The organism is Phreatobacter sp. AB_2022a, assembly GCF_026847585.1.
Taxonomy (GTDB): domain Bacteria; phylum Pseudomonadota; class Alphaproteobacteria; order Rhizobiales; family Phreatobacteraceae; genus Phreatobacter.
On sequence record NZ_JAPSET010000003.1, the window covers coordinates 41,939 to 63,161 of the forward strand.

At 68.4% G+C, this 21,223-nt stretch carries 18 protein-coding genes; 1 reads left to right on the top strand and 17 read right to left on the bottom strand.

Annotation, left to right across the window (positions count from 1 at the left end; translation table 11 throughout):
- Positions 1-204: 204 nt before the first annotated feature.
- The 10 genes from OZ671_RS02955 to OZ671_RS03000 form a co-directional block, all read right to left on the bottom strand.
- Entirely contained in the window at positions 205-1,749 is a 1,545-nt protein-coding gene (locus OZ671_RS02955) for an acetolactate synthase large subunit (RefSeq protein WP_268859342.1), read from the bottom strand.
- Between the two features lie 46 nt (positions 1,750-1,795).
- Entirely contained in the window at positions 1,796-2,803 is a 1,008-nt protein-coding gene (locus OZ671_RS02960; RefSeq protein WP_268859343.1) for a dimethylarginine dimethylaminohydrolase family protein, read from the bottom strand.
- Between the two features lie 159 nt (positions 2,804-2,962).
- Entirely contained in the window at positions 2,963-4,564 is a 1,602-nt protein-coding gene (locus tag OZ671_RS02965) for an amidohydrolase (RefSeq protein ID WP_268859344.1), read from the bottom strand.
- Positions 4,565-4,625: 61 nt separating this feature from the next.
- Positions 4,626-5,420, bottom strand: a complete 795-nt coding sequence (locus OZ671_RS02970; protein WP_268859345.1) for an ABC transporter permease — start codon at positions 5,418-5,420, stop codon at positions 4,626-4,628.
- A gap of 3 nt (positions 5,421-5,423) precedes the next feature.
- Positions 5,424-6,302, bottom strand: a complete 879-nt coding sequence (locus OZ671_RS02975) for an ABC transporter permease (RefSeq protein WP_268859346.1) — start codon at positions 6,300-6,302, stop codon at positions 5,424-5,426.
- 94 nt (positions 6,303-6,396) lie between these two features.
- The gene (locus OZ671_RS02980) at positions 6,397-7,461 is read right to left on the bottom strand and encodes an ABC transporter substrate-binding protein (protein WP_268859347.1); all 1,065 of its coding nucleotides are present in this window, start codon (positions 7,459-7,461) and stop codon (positions 6,397-6,399) included.
- Between the two features lie 47 nt (positions 7,462-7,508).
- Positions 7,509-8,579 carry an ABC transporter ATP-binding protein gene (locus OZ671_RS02985; protein WP_268859348.1) on the bottom strand — a complete coding sequence of 357 codons (1,071 nt, stop codon included), beginning with the start codon at positions 8,577-8,579 and terminating at the stop codon, positions 7,509-7,511.
- Between the two features lie 659 nt (positions 8,580-9,238).
- Positions 9,239-10,516, bottom strand: coding sequence for a 4-aminobutyrate--2-oxoglutarate transaminase (gabT, locus tag OZ671_RS02990; protein WP_268859349.1), 1,278 nt, complete (start codon positions 10,514-10,516; stop codon positions 9,239-9,241).
- Between the two features lie 65 nt (positions 10,517-10,581).
- Positions 10,582-11,502: a LysR substrate-binding domain-containing protein gene (locus OZ671_RS02995; RefSeq protein ID WP_103167783.1), complete on the bottom strand. Its 921-nt coding sequence runs from the start codon at positions 11,500-11,502 to the stop codon at positions 10,582-10,584.
- Between the two features lie 104 nt (positions 11,503-11,606).
- Entirely contained in the window at positions 11,607-12,863 is a 1,257-nt protein-coding gene (locus OZ671_RS03000) for a D-amino acid dehydrogenase (RefSeq protein ID WP_038309144.1), read from the bottom strand.
- Positions 12,864-12,997: 134 nt separating this feature from the next.
- On the opposite strand from OZ671_RS03000, the gene OZ671_RS03005 reads away from it, so the two are divergent.
- Positions 12,998-13,441 (top strand): Lrp/AsnC family transcriptional regulator, encoded by a 444-nt coding sequence (locus OZ671_RS03005; protein WP_038309068.1) that lies wholly within the window; start codon positions 12,998-13,000, stop codon positions 13,439-13,441.
- A 19-nt stretch (positions 13,442-13,460) separates the two neighbouring features.
- Here the strand turns inward: OZ671_RS03005 and OZ671_RS03010 are convergent, their stop codons facing one another.
- The 7 genes from OZ671_RS03010 to OZ671_RS03040 are packed head-to-tail and all read right to left on the bottom strand — an operon-like array spanning position 13,461 to position 21,206.
- Positions 13,461-14,252, bottom strand: coding sequence for an SDR family oxidoreductase (locus OZ671_RS03010; RefSeq protein WP_328286334.1), 792 nt, complete (start codon positions 14,250-14,252; stop codon positions 13,461-13,463).
- Positions 14,240-15,754, bottom strand: a complete 1,515-nt coding sequence (locus OZ671_RS03015; RefSeq protein WP_268859350.1) for a class I adenylate-forming enzyme family protein — start codon at positions 15,752-15,754, stop codon at positions 14,240-14,242. Before OZ671_RS03015 ends, OZ671_RS03010 begins: the two co-directional genes overlap by 13 nt.
- Positions 15,755-15,779: 25 nt before the next feature.
- Positions 15,780-16,769 carry an ABC transporter ATP-binding protein gene (locus OZ671_RS03020; protein ID WP_268859351.1) on the bottom strand — a complete coding sequence of 330 codons (990 nt, stop codon included), beginning with the start codon at positions 16,767-16,769 and terminating at the stop codon, positions 15,780-15,782.
- Positions 16,747-17,748 carry an ABC transporter ATP-binding protein gene (locus OZ671_RS03025; protein ID WP_268859352.1) on the bottom strand — a complete coding sequence of 334 codons (1,002 nt, stop codon included), beginning with the start codon at positions 17,746-17,748 and terminating at the stop codon, positions 16,747-16,749. Before OZ671_RS03025 ends, OZ671_RS03020 begins: the two co-directional genes overlap by 23 nt.
- A complete protein-coding gene (locus OZ671_RS03030; RefSeq protein WP_038309032.1) occupies positions 17,748-18,590 on the bottom strand; it encodes an ABC transporter permease in 843 nt (280 codons plus the stop codon). The genes OZ671_RS03025 and OZ671_RS03030 overlap by 1 nt, the downstream gene beginning before the upstream one ends.
- 14 nt (positions 18,591-18,604) lie before the next feature.
- Complete coding sequence (locus OZ671_RS03035; RefSeq protein ID WP_268859353.1) at positions 18,605-19,609, bottom strand: ABC transporter permease; 1,005 nt, start codon at positions 19,607-19,609, stop codon at positions 18,605-18,607.
- Positions 19,590-21,206: an ABC transporter substrate-binding protein gene (locus OZ671_RS03040; RefSeq protein WP_268859354.1), complete on the bottom strand. Its 1,617-nt coding sequence runs from the start codon at positions 21,204-21,206 to the stop codon at positions 19,590-19,592. Before OZ671_RS03040 ends, OZ671_RS03035 begins: the two co-directional genes overlap by 20 nt.
- Between the last annotated feature and the right edge of the window lie 17 nt (positions 21,207-21,223).

The window sequence follows — 21,223 nt, forward strand, 5'->3', positions numbered from 1 at the left end:
GGTTGCTCACCATGAGAATTGGAGGTGAATGGCAGCCGGGGTGCTCAGGCAGCCTCAAGCGTGGCGCGTCATGACCGCGCCTGGCGCAGGGCTTTGCCCTCCCTCATGACGAGGTGCTCGCCCCCTGGGGCGAGCCTCGAACCGCGGCCGACCTTGATGCAAGACGCGGAGCGCCCGAGATTCCCACGCGCGCTCGACGATCGCTCAGATCGGCACCTCGATCAGGAACGGCCCCGGACGGCCGACGCTCGACCGGAACAGGTCGATCAGGTCTTCCAGGTTCTCGGCACGGGCCGCTGGCACGCCCATGCCTTCGGCAAGCTTGACCCAGTCGAGGTCCGGCCGGCCGATATCGAGCATGTCGAGCGCGATGCGGCCGGGATTGAGCGCGCCGACATTGCGCAGCTCGATCTCCAGGCTCTGATAGGCCCGGTTGGCGAAGACGATGGTGGTGATGTCGAGGTTCTCGCGGGCATGCGTCCAGAGCGCCTGTACCGTGTACATGCCGCTGCCGTCGGCCTGCAGCGCCACCACGCGGCGGTCCGGACAGGCGACCGCCGCACCGGTCGCGAGCGGCAGGCCGATGCCGATCGAACCGCCGGTCAGCGCCAGCCAGTCATGCGGCGGGCAGCCGGCGGTCTGCGCATAGGTGGTGCCGGACGAGTTGATCGCCTCGTCGACGATGATGGCATTCTCCGGCAGCAGGGCCGCCACCACCGAGCCGACGGTGTCGGGCGTGATCGCGCCGCGCGGCAGGTCCGGCCGGCCGGCCTTCTGCAGCACGGCCTGCTCGGGCCTTGCCCCGACCGCGTCGGCAAGCCGGTCGAGGGCATCGGCGATATCATCCTGCGGCTCGGCCAGGACATGCACGGCACAGCCTTCCGGCATGACCAGGCTCGGCATGTCGGGATAGGCGAAGAAGGCGACCGGGTTGCGCGCGCCGATCAGCACGACGTGGCGATACTGGCTGACCTGCTCCAGCGCCTGCCGGATCGGATAGAAGATGCGGTTGACCGTGACGCGGCCCGCGCCGCGCTCGACGCGGGCGTTCGAGGTCGGCGCGATCATGTGGGCGCCGGTCGCTTCGACGATGGCGCTGGCGGTCTTCAGCGGGCGCTCGCGCAGGGCAAGGCCGCCGACGATGACGAGGGTCGGCTCGCCCGAGCGGAGCGCGGCGACCGCCTCGGCGATGGCGGCCTCGGGCACCTTGGCGCGCTCCGGCGGCCTGGCGACCGGGGCCGGACCGTCGGAGAGATTCCAGGCGGTGTCGGCGGGCAGGATGAGGGTCGCCACCTGGCCCGGCGAGGTCATCGCGGCGGTGACCGCCGCGGCGCCGTCGCGCGCCACGGAGCGGGCGTCCATCGAGGTCTTCACCCAGGCCGACATCGGCCGCGCCACGCCTTCGACATCGGCGGTGAGCGGCGCGTCATACTGGCGGTGATGGGTGGCATGCTCGCCGACGATGTTGACGATCGGCGTGTTGGCCTTGCGGGCATTGTGCAGGTTGGCCAGCGCATTGCCGAGGCCGGGTCCGAGATGCAGGAGGGTCGCCGCCGGCTTGTCGGCCATGCGGCCGTAACCGTCGGCCGCACCCGAAACGACGCCTTCGAACAGGGAGAGCACGCAGCGCATGCCGCCGACGCGGTCGAGCGCGGCGACGAAATGCATTTCGGACGTGCCGGGATTGGCGAAGCAGGTATCCACCCCGCCCGCAACCAGCGTTCTCACCAGGCTCTCGGCGCCGTTCATGTCATATCCTGCCGTCTGTTAGCAGCCCTACCACGCCGGCCACGCCTTACAGGGGGTCGCGGATCAGCGGCGAGGTGGAGCAATGGATGCCGCCACCACCGAGCGCGACCTTGTCATAGGGAACGACCCGGGTGGTGATGCCGGCCTTGTCGAACTTCTCCATCGTCCGCGCCGAAATGCCAACAGGCACGATGACATGGCCGGGTCGCACCGCGAGGCAGTTGATCACCCAGTTCTGGTCGTCGGGGCAGACCTCGATCTGGCGGATCTTCAACTCCTTCAGCTTTTCGAGGAACCAGAACGGCAGCAGCGTGGGGTTCACGAAGGCGGTATCGCGGTCGATCATCACGAACATGCCGTCGATATGCAGGCGGTAGCCGGTGAGATGAACGCGCAGCAGCTCGACGCCCTGGCTGCGCAGCACCTCCTCGAGCTGGCGCGCGCCCTCCTCGTCGACCCGGCTCGACAGGCCGACCACGGCGACCTTCGGGGTGATGAAGGCGAAGCTGCCGCCTTCCATGAGGCCGGTGCCGGAAATGGTCCTGAGGATCGGCATGCCGAGCTTGGCGAGCGTGCGGGTGACCGGCAGCTCCTCGCCGCGCCGCACCGGCGGGCCGAGCCGGGTGACGATGGCGCCGCCGTCGACCGCGATGACGCTGTCGCGGGTATAGACGGTCTTCATCTTGCCCGGCGCGCATTTGTCGACATAGACGACCTCGGCGCCCTCCTCGCGCAGGGCGGCGGCCAGCGCGTCGTGCTGGGCCTGCTGGGCGGCGAGGTCGGGAATGGTGTCGCCGCGCCAGTACCAGCCCTCCTCCGGATCGCCGAAGGCGCCGATGTCGGGCAGGCGCTTGTCGGCGCGCACGACGTTCAGCTCCTCACCCGGCCGGTGCATCAGCACCATGCGGATCTGGCCGACATCGTTGTTGCAGCCCCAGCGCCGGCCCCAGACGTTGACCTGCTCCTCCTCCGCCTCGAAGGCCGGTTCGGCGCGCGAGGCGAAAGTCTTGATCAGCATGTTGTAGCGATATTCCGGCTCGGAAATGATCGACATGACGGGTTCTCCTGACAGGCAATGTTCGGTGTGACGCCGACGGGCATCGCAGATGACCGTCGGCTCCATCTCGCGAATTGCTGCTCTCGCTCAGCAATTCGCGAGGTCTTCAACGGCCCGACGCGCCAGCGTCCTGGGCCGTTGGCTGAGCGACAGCGCTCACGGCGCGGCGGTCGGGATGGTCCATTCGGTGCCGCGGGCGGTCTCGACATATTCCGGCCAGCGGTAGTGGACCGGCGCGGCGAAATCCTTCGGCAGCAGCGGCGCCACCCATTTGGTGCCACCGACGCCGCCGCCGGTGCGCTCGCGGAACTCGGCCTGCGCGCGGTCGAGGGAGACGCCGTCGGTCATGAGGTCGATGATCGTGGCGGCGATGACCTTGCCGGCGGTGAGCCACATCGGGTCGATGCAGTCGGGCACGCCGCCCATCGCGTAGCGCGTCCAGTCGGGATAGCGGTAGCCCGGATGCGGCGCGCGCAGGGTCGGGCGTCCGACATAGAGGCGCACGGTCGGCGCGTGCCAGGTGTAGTCGACATAGTCGTCCGCCGCGAGATTGGTCTGCCAGGGCGGAAGCTGCTCGCGGAAGGCCTTCTCGCCGTCCCAGGGCGCCGTCAGCTCCTGGATTTCCGGGGTGAACGGATCGGCCATGGGCTCGAGGCCGAGGCTCGCCTGGATGTCGCGGGCGAAGCGCTTCGCGCCCTCGCCCCATTGCGGCGCGCCGACGCGCTGAAAGTTGCGCCAGGCGACCTCGGCCATGGCATGGTTGGCAAGGCCGGCGCGGGTGCGGGTGATCCAGGCCGTCGTGACCTTGCAATGGCTCATCGCCGCGCAGTGCTCGGCATTGCGGTCGAGCACCTCGAAGACCCGCTCGCACATGGCAAGGTCGGGCGCGCGCAGCGAATACTGGATCTGGCCGAGGCCGGGAGCTAGGTTGTCGGCCGCCGCCTGGCCGGCATGCAGGATGAACTCGTTGAGGCTCCAGCTGCCGTGATGGGGCAGCATCGCCTCCTTCATGTATTTCGACGAGGTGTACATCAGGCAGACCGCGTCGATGGCGCCCGGCGCGCGCGCCGACGAATGGCTGTGCGCGACGCCGGTCACCGCTCCGGCATTCTGCCAGGTCTCCGGATGCTCGCATTCGAACGTGTAGATGCGGCTCCAATAGGGGGCGCTGTGGGTGTCCCAGAAGCAGCTGTTGGCAAGCCGTGGGAACGAATGCGGATGGAAGCTGATGGCGGCGTCGAGATCGTCGTAATAGCCCTTGGCGGCGTGGACGGGCTTGGAACCGCACATCTTCTCGGCCGGTTCGCCGAAGAATTTCAGCCGGCCCTTGATGCCGTTCCTCTCCATCGCATGCTTGGCGGCGAGGAAGCCGGTGAACGAGCCGAGGCCGAGCGCCGAATGCGGATCGGTGTGACCGGCGGCATGGCGGTTGACGCCCGCCCGCGGCTCGCGCCGCGGCACCGGCGCCTGCGAAGTGCCCGGCACCGCGTCATATTCGGCATAGCCGCCGATGGTCGGCCCCTCGCCGTTCGACCAGGTGGCGCAGAAGGCGGTGGGCATGCCGCCGGAGCCGACCTCGACCGTGAAACCCTCGGCGCGCAGCCGCTCGACATACCAGGCGGCCGACTTGTACTCGCGCCAGGACGGCTCGTGGAAATCCCAGATCGTCATGTGGTCGCGCGACAGAGCCGCGCTGTTCCGCGCGATCCAGTCGAGCGCCAGGGTCTGGTCGGGGCCGAAAGCGTCTTGAGCGGTCATGGCACTAATTCCATCTGGCGAGTGGGCGCTGCGGCCCAAGGCTGATGCGGGGATCGCGGGATCAGCGGGCGCGGCGCGCCCGGATCGCGATATCGACGAACAGAAGGGCGAGCGTGATCAGCACCAGCACAGCGGCGACCGCCGCCATGGTCGGATCGAGATGCTCGTTGATGCCGTCCCACATGCGGCGCGGCAGCGTGAAGACGCCGCGGCCGGCGATGAACAGCACGATGACCAGCTCGTCCCAGCTGTGAATGAAGGCGAAGATGACGCCGGAAATGACACCCGGCAGGATGTTGGGGATGATCACCAGGCGCAGCGTCTGGCCCATGCTGGCGCCGAGATTGAGCGCGGCCTGTTCGAGCCGCGGATCGAAGCCGGCGAGCGCCGTCGACACGGTGATGACCACATAGGGCATGCCGGTCACGGCATGGGCGATGACGACGCCGGTATAGGTATCGATCAGCCTGAGATCGATCCAGAACTGATAGATGCCGAGCGCATAGACGATGGTCGGCACCATGATCGGCATCAGCATGACCAGGCGCACGAGGTCGCTCGCCCGGTTGCCGAGGCGCCAGCAGCCGATGGCGCAGAGCGTGCCGGCGACCGCCGCGATCGCCGTCGAGGCCACGGCGATGATCAGGCTATGGCCAATGCTGGAGAGCCAGGCCTGGCTCGTCATCAGGTTGGCGAAATATTGCAGCGAGACGCCTTCGCGCGGCAGCGACAGGTAGGGCTGGTCGGTGACCGAGACGGCGAAGACGATCGAGATCGGCAGGACCAGGAAGCAGATGATGATCCAGGCGAGCGAGCGGACCGAAAGCGAGGGCGTGCCGAAGCTGGACGAGAACATGGCTCACCCCGCTCCGAACAGCTTGCGCATGTCGACCATGCGGCTCAGCACCATCAGGAGGCCGCAGATGACGATCAGCAGGGTCGCCGCCAGCATGGTGCCGATGCCCCAGCGGACGATCTCCAGGATCTGCACCTTGATGTATTCGGCGATCATCAGCGTCTTGCCGCCGCCGAGGATGGCGGGCGTGACGAAGAAGCCGAGGGAGAAGATGAAGACCAGCACCGCGGCGCCGATGACGCCCGGCATGGACAGCGGCAGGAACACCTTGCGGAAGGCGACGCCGCGGGTCGCGCCGAGGCCGCGGGCCGCGGCAATGCAGCGCTGGTCGATGTCGCGCATGTTGGCGTAGATCGGCAGGATGCCGAAGGGCAGCATGTAGTGGACCATGCCGATCATCACCCCGGTCTCGTTCCAGATCAGGCTGAGCGGCGCGTCGATGACGCCGGTCGACATCAGCGCGGTGTTGATCAGGCCCTCGCGGCGCAGCAGCACGAACCAGGCGAAAGCGCGCACCAATACGGAGATCCAGAGCGGCACCAGCACGCCGAGGAACATCCAGCGCTGCACCCGCTCGCTCGAATGGACCAGCACGTAGGAGACGACATAGGCGAGGACGAGGGTGATGACGGTCGTGGCAATGCTGATCCGCGCCGTGGTGAGCAGCATGCGGTGGATGGAGGCGCTGGTGGCGAGCAATGCGAAATTGTCGAGCCCCGGCTGCGGCTCGGTGACGCTCATCCAGAGCACGCGCGAGATGGGATAGAGATAGAAGGCGACCATCATCGCCAGCGCCGGCGCGATCAGCAGCCAGTAGCGCCCGGTCGGACTGAAACGCGCACGGGCGGGAAGGGACAGGGAGCGGTCGGCGGAAGCGGTCATCGGTCTCGGATCCGGGCCAGAAGGGCTTGCGGAGCGGCGCATGGGCGCCCTGCCGGCGGCGCGGCCTCGGAGGCCGCGCCGCCGGCTTGTCGGCTCAGGACGAGATGAAATCGAGGAACGACTGGAAGGTCTTCGAGTGATTCTCGATGTACCAGGCCGCGTCGATCTTGGCCTGCACCGCGGCGTTGGCCGGGTCGGCCGGATTGGTCGCGCGCAGTGCCTCCGGCACCAGCGGCTGGGCCGCCGGATTCGACGGGCCGTTGCCCATGGCGGCGAGCAGCTTCACCTGGCCCTCGGGCTGCTGCATCGAGGCGATCGCCCGGAAGGCTTCAGCGCCGGCGGGATTGCCCTTCGGCACCACCCAGAGGCCGGGCTGCAGCAGGCCGTCCTTGAAGGTGAAGGCGATGCGGTTGTTGGTTTCCGCCTTCAGGACGTTGGCGCGGGTGTGCCAGAGCAGGCCCATGACGCATTCGCCGTCACGCATCAGGCTCTGGCTCTCGGCGCCGCTGTTCCAGTAGAGCACGTCCTTCTTGATGGTGCCGAGCTTGGCGAACGCGCGCCGCACATCCAGCGGATAAAGCTTGTCGCGCGGCACGCCGTCGGCCAGGAGGCACAGCTCCAGCATGGCCTGGGAATCCTTGCGCATCATGCGCCGGCCCGGATATTTCTTCAGGTCGAAGAAGTCGGCGAGAGTCGGCGTCTCCTTGACCTTGGCCGTATCCCAGGCAAGCACCGAGGAGAACATGTAGTTCACCACGCCGTTCTCGTAGGCGAACTCGGCCGGCACCTTGCTCTTGTCGACGATCGAATAGTCGATCTTCTCCAGTGCGTTGCGCGGCCCAAGCTCGGCGAGCGTGGTGATGCCGGCATCACAGATGTCCCAGGTGACGTTGCGCGACTGCACCATGGTCAGGATCTTGCCGTTGAGCGGCCCGCTGCCGTCGAGCACGATGCGGCCGCCCTGGGCGGCAAACGGCTGGACATAGGCCTCGTCGAAGGCCTTCATGGCGGCGCCGCCATAGTTGACCAGCACCACCTCCTTGCGCGCCTGGGCGAACGCGGAGCCGGCGCCCAGCACGGCCGGCGCGGCAACAAGCCCGGCGGCGCCCTTGAGGACGGCGCGCCTGGACGGAGCCGAAATTTCAAAGCGATTGGTCATGACAAGTGTCCCCACTGGTTTGTCGTTGAATCAGCGCTGCACGGCGTTCAGGCGTCGGCGACCAGCGTCCCCGCATCGCGGTCCCAGGCGAGCGACAGGGGTTCGCCGATGGCCGGCGGCTCGCCGCATTTCCAGGCCGGGATGACCACCGCCACGGCGCCGAACTCGAGCGTGTCGACGACCAGGCGGAACTGCGAGCCGAAATAGTTCCATTCGGAGACGACGCCCTTCAGCCGGTTGTCGGCAGGCGCATCGTCTCGGGCGAGGCCGATCTTTTCCGGCCGCAGCGCCACCACCACGTCGGTGCCGACCGCCGGAGCCTTGCCGTCGGCCGAGGCCTGGGTGATGCGCACGCCCTGGCGGGCCAGCACGAAGCCGCCGGCGACATGCGCGTCGACCTTGCCGCGCAGGAAATTGCTCTTGCCGAGGAAGTCGGCGACGAAGGTCGTCGCCGGCCGGTCGTAGAGCTCGGTGGGCGACCCCTGCTGCACCACGCGGCCGTCGCGCATGACCACGATCCGGTCGGACATGGACAGCGCCTCGTCCTGGTCGTGGGTAACGTAGATGAAGGTCAGCCCGACGCGCCGGTGCAGCCGCTTCAGTTCGTCCTGCAGTTCGGCGCGCAGCTTCTTGTCGAGCGCGCTCAGGGGTTCGTCGAGCAGCAGGAGATGCGGCGTGAACACCATGGCGCGGGCGAGCGCCACGCGCTGCTGCTGACCGCCGGAGAGCTGGCGCGGATAGCGGTCGGCGCGCGAGGCAAGCTGGACGAGATCGAGCGCGGCGTCGACCTTCTGCTTGATCTCGGCGGCGGGCCTTTTGCGCACCTTCAGCGGGAAGGCGACATTGTCGTAGACGGTCATGTGCGGGAACAGGGCATAGCCCTGGAACACCATGCCGAAATTGCGCTGTTCGGGCGGCAGGTGACCGATGCTGCGGCCGTCGAGCAGGATATCGCCGCGGTCGGGCGAGACGAAACCGGCGATCGACATCAAGAGCGTCGTCTTGCCGGAACCGGACGGCCCCAGAAGCGTCAGGAATTCGCCCCGACGGATCCCCAGCGATACGTTATCGAGCGCGGTAAATCCCCCATAGAACTTACACAGGCTGTCGATATTCAAGTCGTGGCCAATCTGAACAGCCGCCGTCACGCTCGTTATACCCCGCTTCCGCCGTTTCTTCTTGTCCGGCGCACGACCGCCTTGCCCGCGAATGCCGCGGGAGACGGCCGATCGTCTTGTCATTTGCAGGAAAAGTCTGGCGGACCGCGGTCAGCGCAACAATCATCTAATTTGCAAGGGACAGGTGTTTTTTTTGAACGCGTCGGCGGGCGCGCCGGCCGGAAATGCCGGGAATGGCGAGGACCCCTCCTCCGCTCGATTGCAGCGGCCGCCGTCGGCGGGCGCGCATCTGCATGCCCGGGTACATCCTGCCCTTCGGCATGAGGGAGGCGCGCGGCCGGCGCCATGCGCGATCGCTCGCGGCCACGATCCGGGTTTTGGGGATATCGCCATCGCTGCGAGGGCGGCTGCGTGCGGCCTGACCGTGCTCACCACCCAGAGGCGCCGCGTCGTGCCCTTGGGCGCGCCGGTCGCCGATCCGTTGGAGCGGTTGCCGCCGGCTGAGCGGCATCGCCGCCGGTCGCTCGCGACGCATGCGCTCCGCGCCGCAGCCCGTGGGGCGCTCATTCCGTCAAAAAAACCGGCCGCGAACCGGGCCCTGATCGGGCCCGGACGCGGCCGGTTGGTTGTCGATCCGGACAGGTGCGTCCGGCCCGCGCTCAGTTGGCGAGCGCCTTCTCCAGAATGTCGAGGCCCTCGTCGACGATCGCCTCCTCGGCGGTCAGCGGCGTCAGGATGCGGATCGTATTGGCATTGGTGCCGCAGGACAGCAGGATGAGGCCGTTCTCATGGGCGAACTGCACCACGCGCTTGGTGGCTTCGGCATCGGGCTCGGCGCTGCCGCGCTCCTTGACGATGTCGAAGGCGACCATGGCGCCGAGGCCGCGGATGTCGGCGATCGGCATGAGGTCATTGCGCATGCGCAGCTTTTCGAGCCGCGTCATGAGCCGCGTGCCGAGCGCCGCGGCCCGGTCGAGCAGCTTCTCCTCGGCAAAGATGTCGAGCACGGCGAGCGCGGCGGCGCAGGCGAGCGGATTGCCGGCATAGGTGCCGCCGAGGCCGCCCGGATCGGCCGCGTCCATGATCGCCGCCCGGCCGATGACGCCGGAGAGCGGGAAGCCGCCGGCAAGGCTCTTGGCGACGCAGATGAGATCCGGCGAGACGTCGTAATGTTCCATGGCGAACATCTTGGCGGTGCGGCCGAAGCCGGTCTGCACCTCGTCCGCCACCAGCACGATGCCGTGCTCGTCGCAGATCCGGCGCAGCGCCCGCATCAGCTCCGGCGGCGCCTGGTGGAAGCCGCCCTCGCCCTGGACCGGCTCGAGGATGATCGCCGCGACGCGCGAGGGGTCGACATCGGCCTTGAAGATATAACCGAGGAACTTCAGCGAATCCTCGACGCTGACGCCGAACTGCGGCACCGGGAACGGTACATGCCAGACGTCGGGCAGGGTCGGCCCGAGGCCCTTCTTGTAGGGTACGACCTTGCCAGTCATGGCGGAGGCCATGATGGTGCGGCCGTGGAAGGCGCCCGTGAAGGAAATGACGCCCGAGCGGCCGGTGGCGGCGCGGGCGATCTTGATGGCGTTCTCGGTCGCCTCGGCGCCGGTGGTGAAGAAGGCGGTCTTCAGCGGGCCCTGGATCGGCGCGATCGCGTTCAGCCGCTCGGCAAGCAGGATGTAGGGCTCGTACATCAGCACCTGGAAGCAGGTGTGGGTGAAGCGCTGCATCTGCTCGCTGACCGCGGCGAGGATCTTCGGATGGCAGTGGCCGGTATTGACCACGGCGATGCCGCCGGCGAAATCGACGTAGCGCTTGCCCTCGACATCCCAGATTTCGGCATTCAGCGCGCGCTGCGCGGAAATCGGCGTGACATGCCCGACGCCGCGGACCACGGCGGCCTCGCGACGGGACAGGAGTTCGGCATTGGTGGTCATGGGCGATCCTGGACGGATTGTTGAGACCTGGACGCTAGGGCGCGCGGTGTCCAGGGACAATCAGCTTATTCGCTGCGCACTGCTGCATCAGATGCAGCAGTCGCCGCGCCGCTCTGCAGCGTCTCCTTGAGCCAGCGGCGCAGCACCACCAGTTCCGGATCGGCCCAGCGGCGCGAGGCCGCGACGAAATAGTAGCCGCCGAGGCTCACCGGCTGGGGGCTGAGATCGACGAGGCGGCCGGAGGCGAGATCGTCCTCGACCAGCAGCGTATTGGCGAGCGCCACGCCCTGGCCCTGGCGTGCCGCCTCGATGGTGAGATGGGCATGCCAGAGCCGCGGTCCGCGCAGCATGGGCAGGTCGGAAACCCCCGCATATTCGAACCACTGCTCCCAGTAGAGGGTCGACGCCTCGTGGATCAGCGGCAGCTTGAGGAAGTCGGCCGGCTCCGTCACCGGCGGAAAGCGCGACCGGAAGGCCGGGCTTGCGACCGCATGGACGGCCGGGGCCGCGATCAGCTCGGTGCGGACGTTCGGATGGGTGATCAGCATGTTCATGTGGATCACCTCGGCATCCGCCTCGCCGCGCGCGAAATCCGGCCGGGACAGGGTCGGCTGCAGCAGGATGTCGTAGTTGGGCAGGCGCGCCTGCAGCTGCGGCAGCCGGCCGAGCAGGCGCTGGTTGGCGATGCCGGGAATGCACCAGATCGTCAGGCTGCGCCGGACCGACGGGCGGATGTCCTCGTTCGCCTGGCGCATGATGTCGAAGGCCCGGCTGATCTGGGCATGGAACGCCTCTCCCGATGTCGTCAGGAGCAGACCGCGGCCGTGCGGCTCGACCAGCGCCACGCCGAGATCGAGCTGCAGGTTGCGAATGTGGCGCGAGACGACGGTCGGGCTGACGGCCAGCTCGTCGCTGGCCGCCTTGATGCTGCCGGTGCGGCCGACAGCCTCGAAAGCCCTGAGGGCATTCAGCGAGGGAAGCCGCATCGGGCCGCTTGTCTCCGGTGACCTCTCGGCCATCACCTAGCCGGAATTTCAGCGGGCGGCTACGGCTTCGCCGTCATCGCCCGCGCGGACGATGCGGCGCGACGTCACGCCGCGCCGCGGTCGATCCGGTAGGGCCTGGCGTCGATATCGGTCGGCCGACCGGACAGGAGGTCGGCGATGAGCCGGCCCGAACCGCAGGCCATGGTCCAGCCGAGCGTGCCGTGGCCGGTATTGAGGAACAGGTTCGACAGGCGCGTGCCGCCGATCAGCGGCGTGCCGTCCGGCGTCATCGGCCTGAGGCCGGTCCAGAACTTGGCGCCCTCGATCCTGCCGCCGCGCGGGAAGAGGTCGCCGACCGAATGTTCGAGCGTCGCCCGGCGACCGTCGTGCAGCCTGAGATCGTAGCCGCCGAGCTCGGCCGTGCCACCGACCCGGATCCGGTCGCCGAGCCGGGTGATCGCCACCTTGTAGGTTTCGTCCATGACGGTGGAGACCGGCGCCGCCGCCGGGTCGGTCACGTCCAAGGTGAGCGAATAGCCCTTGACCGGATAGACGGGGATGGACACGCCGAGGGGCTTCAACATCAGCGGCGAATAGCTGCCGAGCGCAACGACATAGTTGTCGCCCTTCATCGTGCCGGCACTGGTCTCGACACCCGTGATGCGGTGGCCGTCATGGGTCAGCCGGTCGATCCTGACGTCCTGGCGGAACACGACGCCGAGCGCCGCGGCCTTGGCGGCGAGCGCCTCGGTGAACATCTGGCAGTCGCCGGTCTCGTCATGCGGCAGGCGCAGGCCGCCGACGAACTTGTCCTCGACCAGCTTCAGCGCCGGCTCGGCTGCGATGCAGCCCGCCCGGTCGAGCAGTTCGTGATCGACGCCGAACTCCTTCAGCACGGCAATATCGCCGCCGGTGCCGTCGAGATCCTTCTGGAAGCGGAACAGCTGCAGCGTGCCCTGGGCCCGCTCGTCATAGGCGATGCCGATCTCGCCCCGCAGGGCCTTCAGACAGTCGCGGCTATATTCGGCGAGCGGCACCATGCGGCTCTTGTTGATGCGGTAGCGGCCGGCCGTGCAGTTCGCCAGCATGCGCAGCATCCAGATCCACATGGCCGGGTCGAGCTTCGGCCGCACCACCAGCGGCCCGTGCTTCATGGTCAACCACTTGATCGCCTTGAGCGGCACGCCGGGACCGGCCCAGGGCGAGGAATAGCCGGGCGACACCTCGCCGGCATTGGCGAAGCTCGTCTCCAGCGCCACTTTGGGCTGCCGGTCGATGACGACCACCTCATGGCCTGCGCGGGCGAGATAATAGGCGCTGGTGACGCCGATCACGCCGCTGCCGAGAATGACCGTCTTCATCATGCGCCCCCACGCCGACCACTGTCTGGAACGGCAGAGATTAGGAGCGGATTCGTCGAATGTGCTTGATATCGACGACAGATTATTCGAACAGTCGAGCTTCAGCGCAATTTCATGTGGCAGATTGGCAGATCATGTCTCCGGCTCTCGACGCGACGGACCATCGCATCATCCAGTTCCTGCGCGCCGACGGCCGGATCACCAATGCCGACCTCGCCGCCGCCGTCGGGCTCTCGGCCTCGGCCTGCCTGAGGCGGGTCAAGGCCCTGGAGCAGAGTGGGGTGATCCGCGGCTATACGGCGCTGATCGATCAGCGCCTGTCGGAGAACATGGCGGTGGTGATCGCACGGATCACGCTGGAGCGGCAGACCGAGGACTATCTGACGCGCTTCGAGGCGGCGATCCGCAAATGCCCGGAAGTGCGCAAGTGCGACCTGATGACCGGCGATTCCGACTATCTCCTGCGGGTCGAGCTCACCCATGCCGCCGACTACGAGCGCGTGCACAAGCACGTCCTGTCGCGCCTTCCCGGCGTCGCCCGCATCCAGACGAGCTTCGCCATCCGCAGCGTGATCTGAGGCGCGCGCCTGGAGCGGCCTAAAGCCGCTGACCGCCGCTCGCGTCGATGCTCTGGCCGGTCACCCAGGCACCGTCGGGCGAGGCCAGGAAACCGACCACGGAAGCGATGTCCTCCGGCTGGCCGACGCGGCCGAGCGCGATGGTCCGCGCGATCTCCCGGCTGATCTCGGGGTCCCGCGCGCCGGCATTCATGTCGGTCGCGGTCGCTCCCGGCAGCACGGCGTTGACGGTGATGCCGCGGCCGCCGAGGTCGACGGCGAGCAGCCGTGTCAGAGCTTCGAGGCCGGCCTTGGCGGGCGCATAGGCGGCCATTTCGGGATAGGCGGCCCGCGTCCCCATCGACGACAGGTTGATGATCCGGCCGCCATCGCGCAGATGCGGCAGCAGGATCTGGGTCAGGAAGAACGGCGCCTTCAGGTTGACCGTCAGGATCCGGTCGAACTCGGCGCGGCTGACCGCATCGATCCTGGCCCGCCGGCCGATGCCCGCATTGTTGACTAGGATGTCGAAACCGGCCGTGCCGAAGCGGTCGCGCAGGATCCGGCCGAAGGCTTCGGCAAGCCGCTCCGGCCCTTCCGCCTCGCCGAGATCGGCCTTGACCGCGAAGGCGCTGCCGCCGCTCTCGGCAATGGCCGCAACCGTTGCCACGGCTTCCGCCTCCCCTCGCCCGTAATGCACGGCGACGGTCGCGCCGTCGCGCGCGAGCCGCAGCGCAATGGCCCGGCCGATGCCGCGGCTCGCGCCGGTGACCAGCGCGACGCGCGCCGGCGCGCCGGCCGTTGCTGCCGCGCGGCGGCTCACAGCGACCACCCCGCCGCGGCCTCGCGCGTGCGGGCCTCCTCGATCAGCGCCTTGCGGTCGATCTTGTTGGTGCCGGCCCAGGGCAGGTCGGCGACGAAAGCGATGCGGCGCGGATGCTGGTAGGCGGGGCCGTTGTCGATGGCGAAACGCTTGACCTCGTCGACAGCGATGGCGCCTTCTGCGCGCCGCACGATGAAGGCGACCGGCACCTGGCCGCGCTCCTCGTCGGGCAGCGGCACCACCGCCGCCTGCTGCACATCGGGGTGGCGCTCCAGGAGCTTCTCGACCTCGCCCGGATAGATGTTCTCGCCGGAGCAGACGAACATGTCGTCGGCGCGGCCGACGAAATAATAGAAGCCCTGCGCGTCGCGGCGGAACACGTCGCCCGAGCGATACCAGCCGGCATCGAGAACCCTGGCGCTCTGCGCCGGCAGGTTGAGATAGCCGGGCGTGACCGCAGGATTGCGCATGAGCAGCACGCCCTCATCGTCGCTCGGCCCGTCGACGAGGCGCACCTCGCCGCCGGCCAGGGGGTAGCCGACCGCCAGCGGCGGTTGCGGCAGCCCGTCGGGATGCGGCCCGAACACGGCCGGCCCCGCCTCCGTGGTGCCGAAACCGTTGGTCACGGGAATGCCGGGGAACGCGGCACGGATCCGCTCGATCAACCCGAGCGTCAGCGGCGCCGAGCCGAGCCGGATGCGCTTCAACGCGGAGAAGTCGCGCTCCGCCAGCGCCGCCTCGTCCTTGACCACCCGGGCGAGCATGGTCGGCACCGCCATCACATTGGTGATTTGATAGCGCTCGAGCGCATCGACATAGTCGGCCACGTCGAAACCCGGGAGGTAGACGACCGATCCGTTGGTGGCGAAGACCGACTTCGACTGGAACAGCCCGTTCATGTGGAACAGCGGCTGGGCGATGATCGAGCGCTCGGTCTCGGGCACCGTCGCGGCCGTGAGCGTTTCGAGCGCCCAGAGCTGTCCGGCATGGCTGAGCGGCACGCCCTTCGGCCGGCCGGTGGAGCCCGACGTATAGAGGATCTGGCCGATCTCGTCGGCGCCGGCCGGCAACGTATCGAAAGCTCCGGGCACGACCCGCGCGGCAAAGCCATCGGGCCCGGCATCGTCGAAATCGATCGCCGGCACGGCCGAAGGCACGAGGTGCCGCCGCGCGCCGTCGGTGAAGGCGAAGGCGATGCGGGCGTCCTCGAAAATATAGTCGATGGTCTCGCGCGGCAGCTTGGTGTTGACCGGAACGGCCACGAAGCCGGCGCGCATGATGCCGAAATAGCTGATGACGTATTCGGCGCGGTTGAGCGCGAGGATGGCGACACAGGCACCGCGCGGCAGGCCGGCATCCGTCAGCAGGCGGGCAACGCCATTGGCATGGGCGTCGATCGCGCGATGCGACCATTCGCGCGGCGCGTCCCGGCGCAGGAGGTCGATGACGGCGATGCGATCGAGATCGCGGGAGCGGTCGACGAGATCCCCAAGATTGGTCCAGCGCGACATGGCGGCGATATCCTTCAGTCGAAAGTCAGGCGTCGAGCCGGTCGGCGAGGGCGGCGGCGCCGATGGGCGGGAGAAGCGGAAAGTGACAGGCGACGGCGCGCCCGCTAGCGCCGGGCTCGAGCCGCGGCGCGCGCTCGCGGCAGACGGCCTGGGCGAACGGGCAGCGGGCATGGAAGGCGCAGCCGGCGGGAGGCTTGAGCGGGCTCGGCAGTTCGCCGCCGAGGATCGTCCGCGAGCGCGTACGGGCGAGCCTTGGATTGGCCACCGGCGCGGCCTCGATCAGGGCGCGGGTATAAGGATGAGCGGGGCTCGCGAAGATCTCCGCCGCCGGCCCGCTCTCGACCACGCGGCCGAGATACATGACCAGCACACGGTCGGCGACATGCTCGACGACGGACAGGTCGTGCGAGATGAACAGATAGGACACGCCGAAATCCTGCTGCAGGTCCCGCAGCAGATTGATCACCTGGGCGCGCACCGAGACGTCGAGCGCGGACACCGGCTCGTCGCAGATGACGACTTTCGGATTGAGCACGAGGGCGCGGGCAATGCCGACGCGCTGGCGCTGGCCACCGGAGAATTCGTGCGGATAGCGCGCGGCGGCATCGGCCGCGAGGCCGACCCGCGCCATGACGGCGGCGACGCGCTCGCGGATCTCGGCACGCGGCCGGCCGGCGACGGCCAGCGGCTGGCCGATGATCTCGCCGACGGTGTGGCGCGGGTTCAGGGAACTGTAGGGATCCTGGAAGATCATCTGCACGCGCGGGCGGAACGGCCGGAGGGCCCGGGGACCGAGCGTCGTGATGTCGGTGCCCTCGATCGACACCGTGCCGGCGGCGATCGGCGCGAGCCGCATGATCGCCTTGCCGAGGCTCGACTTGCCGCAGCCGGACTCGCCGACCAGCGCCACCGTTTCCCCCGGCCCGACCGTCAGGCTGACATCGGTCACCGCCCGCACCACGCCGCGCGCGGAGGGAAAGGCGACGCTCAGCTCACGCACCGACAAAAGCGACATCAGGCGTCTCCTCCGCCGCGGTTGCGAAACAGGCGACCCGTCGGCCGGCGCGCGCGACCAGCGGCGGCCGGTGGCCGAGGCAGCGCTCCATCACGATCGGGCAGCGGTTGGCGAAGGCGCAGCCGACCGGCAGGGCGTCGAGGCCCGGCACGCTGCCGCTGATCTCGACGAGCCGGTCGCGCCGCGTCCGCGCGGCCGAGGGGGTCGCGCCGATCAGGCCCCGCGTATAGGGGTGCAGCGGCCGTTCGAAGATGTCGTCGACCGGCCCCTCCTCCACCTTGCGGCCGGCATACATGACGGCGACGCGGTCGGCGGTCTCGGCGACCACGCCGAGATCGTGGGTGATGATGATGAGCGCCATCCCGGTGGCCGCCTGCAGCGCCTTGATGAGCGCGAGGACCTGCGCCTGGATGGTCACGTCGAGCGCGGTGGTCGGCTCGTCCGCGATCAGCAGCTGCGGCCGGCAGGCGACCGCCATTGCGATCATCACGCGCTGGTTCATGCCGCCGGAGAGCTGGTGCGGATAGTCGTCCAGCCGCCCTTCGGGATCGGGAATGCCGACCTGGCGCAGCAGTTCGAGCGCGCGATCCGCCGCGTCCCGGGTGGACAGCGGCTCGTGCTGGCGGATCGCCTCGATCAATTGGCTGCCGATGCTGACGACCGGGTTGAGCGAGGTCATCGGGTCCTGGAAGATCATCGAGATCTCCCGCCCGCGCACGTCGCGCATGGTCCGCTCGGGCAGCGCGGTGAGGTCGCGCCCGCCGAGCTCCACCCGGCCGCCGGCGAGGCGCGCCGGCGGCTCGGGCAGGAGCCGCATCAGCGCAAGTGCGGTCAGTGACTTGCCGCAGCCGGATTCGCCGACGATCGCCAGCGTCTCGCCGGCATCGACCGCGAGCGAAACCTTGTCGGCCGCCGGCAGCCGGCCGCGCCGGGTGACGAGCTCGACCGAAAGGTCGGTGACGGTGAGCAGCCGCGCCATCACCGGTCCCTCAGCTTCGGGTTGAGCGCGTCGTTCAGGCCGTCGCCGATCAGATTGAGCGCCAGCACGGTGAGCATGATCGCGACGCCCGGCACCGCGCAGATGTACCAGGAGGTGCGGATGAGCGTGCGCCCGTCGCCGATCAGGCCGCCCCAGCTCGCGACGTTGGGATCGCCGAGGCCGAGGAAAGAGATCGCCGATTCGAACAGGATGGCGCTGGCGATCACCAGCGACGACAGGATCACCACCGGCGGCAGGGCGTTGGGCAGGATCTCGCCGACGATGATGCGCCAGTCGCTCATGCCCATGGCGCGGCAGGCCTGGATGAATTCACGGTCGCGCAGCGACAGGAATTCGGCGCGGGTGAGGCGCGCAATCGGCGTCCAGGTGACGATGCCGACGGCAAGGGTGATGTTGCCGATGGTCTGGCCGAGGATCGACACGATGGTGAGGATGAAGATGATGTTCGGCACCGTCTGGAACAGCTCGGCGAAGCGCATCAGCACCTCGTCGACCCAGCCGCCGAAATAGGCCGCGCTCGCACCGACGGCGACGCCGATGCAGGTCGCGGTCAGGCTGGCGAAGAGGCCGATGAGGAGCGTCGTGCGGGCGCCGTGGGCGACCATCGCGGCGATGTCGCGGCCAAGCGAATCCGTGCCCAACGGAAAGCGCGGGTTGAGGAACGGCCAGATTTCCGGCCGTCCGACGATGCGCAGCGGGTTGCGCGGAAACAGGCTGGGCGCGGCGAGCGCGAAACCGGCGACGACGACGATGACGAGCAGGCCGACCAGAGCCGCGCGGTTGCGGCCGAAACGGCCGAGAAACTGGAGGAGGACGGTCATCTGAGGGCAGCCCGCTATCGAACCCGGATCCGGGGATCGAGCTTGAGATAGGCAAGGTCGACCGCCGCATTGGCGAGCGCGACCACCAGGGAGGACAGCACCATGACGCCGAGCACGACCGGGTAGTTGCGGCTCATCACGCTGTCGAGCATGAGGCTGCCGATGCCGGGCCAGCTGAACACGGCCTCGATGACGACGCTGCCGCCGACCACCGTGCCGAGCTGCAGGCCGAGCAGCGTCACCACCGGCAGCAGCGCGTTGCGCAGCACGTGGCGGACGACGACGGCCGCCCCCGACAGGCCCTTGGCGCGGGCGGTGCGGACGAATTCCATGCGCAGCACTTCGAGCATGGCGGCGCGCATGACGCGGGCATACATGGCCGCATAGAACAGCCCGAGCGCGACGGCCGGCAGCAGGAGATGACGGCCGACATCGAGCGCATCGGAGATCGGTCCACCGGACGAGCCGATCGTGCGCATGCCGCCGACCGGCAGCCAGCCGAGCTTCACCGCGAACAGCACGGTGAGCATGATGCCCAGCCAGAAGGTCGGCGCGGCGAAGAAGAACACCGCGCCGAGCGAGATCAAGTTGTCCCAGATGGTATTGACCTTCACCGAGGCGACGACACCCGCGGTGAGGCCGACCACCAGGGCGATGGCGATGCTCGCCAGCATCAGGATCACGGTCGCCGGCAAATGCTGCAGGATGACGTCCAGGACGGGCGCGTTCTGGCGGTAGGAAAAGCCGAAATCGAGGGTCAGCACCGACCAGATATATTTGCCGAGCTGGACGATCGCCGGCTGGTCCATGCCGTAGAGCACGCGCAGCCGCTCGATCAGCGCGGGATCGCTGACCTGCTGCTCGGCCGTCATCACGTCGAGAAACGTGCCCGGCGCGAGCTGGATGAGCGCGAAGTTCAGCACGATGACGCCCAGCAGCAGCGGGACGATCTGGGCAAGGCGCCGTGCGAGGATCCGGCCCATGGCCGTGCCCCGTCCGTCAGCGATCGAGCCAGACATTGCCCCAGCTCTCGCCCATGAAGTCGGCAAATTGCGAGTGGCCGCGCACGTCCGAGCGGGCGACCGTCACGGATTCGATCTCGACCAGCGAGGTCCAGGGCAGGTCGGTGGCGAGCACCGTCTGCAGCTCGTGCGCCAGCGCGACCCGTTTGGCCGGGTCGATCTCCACCGACAGACGGGCGACGATCTCGTCGACGCGCGGATTGGAATAGCCGTTGGCATTGCGGAAGGCGGCGCCCTTGAGGATGCCGTCGGTGGTGACGAACTGGGTCCATTGCGGCACCAGCTCGACCGCGCCGGAATTGTTGGAGAGGGCGATGTCGTAGTCGTAGTCGGCATAGATGCGCTTCAGCGACGTCGCCCGGTCGGGAATGGCGAGGTCGACGGCAATGTCGATGTCCTCCAGCGCCTGCTTGACGTACTGGCCGAGCTTGACGTTCTCCTCGAACCAGCCCGCGGCCACGACGGTGAGCCTGAAGCGGCTGCCGTTGCGCACCGGCAGGCCGGCGGCATCCAGCAGCTGGCCGGCCTTCTTCACGTCGAAGGCATAGGCCGGCACGTTCTTGTTGAAGAACAGCGCATTGCTGCTCGGGATCGGCCCGGCGGCGGGCTTCGCCAACCCGAAAAAGATGGTCTCGGCAATGAAGCTGCGATCGATCGCATGGTTGATGGCACGCCGCACCTCGGCGCGCTTGACGATGTCGCGGCGCGAATTGAACTCGATGGTCGAGACCCAGGCCGAATTGTCGTAGCCCTTGGTGGTCGAGGTGAAGCGGCCGGTCGCGCCGAGGCGCTTGATGTCGGGCGCCGGCGTCGGGTTGAACACGCCGATGTCGAGCTGGCCGGCTTCGAAGGCGGCCGAGCGCGAGGCGGGATCGCGCCACCAGCGGATCACCAGGCGGTCGAGATAGGGCAGCTGCGGATCCCAGTAGCGCTCGTTGCGGACGAATTCGACATGGCTGCCGCGCACCCATTCCTTGACCTTGAAGGGCCCGGTGCCGACGGGAGCGTTGTTGGCCGGGTTGGTCAGGATGTCGCGGCCTTCATAGAGGTGCCGGGCGATGACGAGACCGGACTTGCCGGCCAGGATCGACTTCAGGAAGAAGTCGGGCACGGCGGCATCGAAAGTCAGGCGCACGGTGGTCGGGTCGACCGCTTCGGCATGGCTCAGCGCCTTCAGCGCGACGCCCGCCGAGATCGGCTTCCAGTAGGAGAGCGCGCTGAACACCACGTCGTCGGCGGTGAACGGCTTGCCGTCGTGCCAGACGACGCCGGGACGCAGCTTGATGGTGTAGCTGCGGAAGTCCTCCGCGGGCGTCACGTCGAGCGCGAGCACCGGCTCGAAGGCCAGGTCGTTGTTCAGCCGGAGCAGCCGCTCATGCACCTTGGTCGAGGTGAAATAGGGGCTGGAGCCGCCGCCCGGCGGCACGAACAGCGATTGCGGTTCGAGGCCGCCCCAGGTGGCCGTCAGGGTGCCTCCGCGCTTCGGCGCGGCTGTCGTCCCCTGGGCGAAGACGGCGCGGCTGCCATCGGCCGCGACCGCGATGACGCCGCCGGCGGCGCCGGCGAGAAGATTGCGTCGGGAGAGGCTGAACATTCTCTTCACCTTTCAAG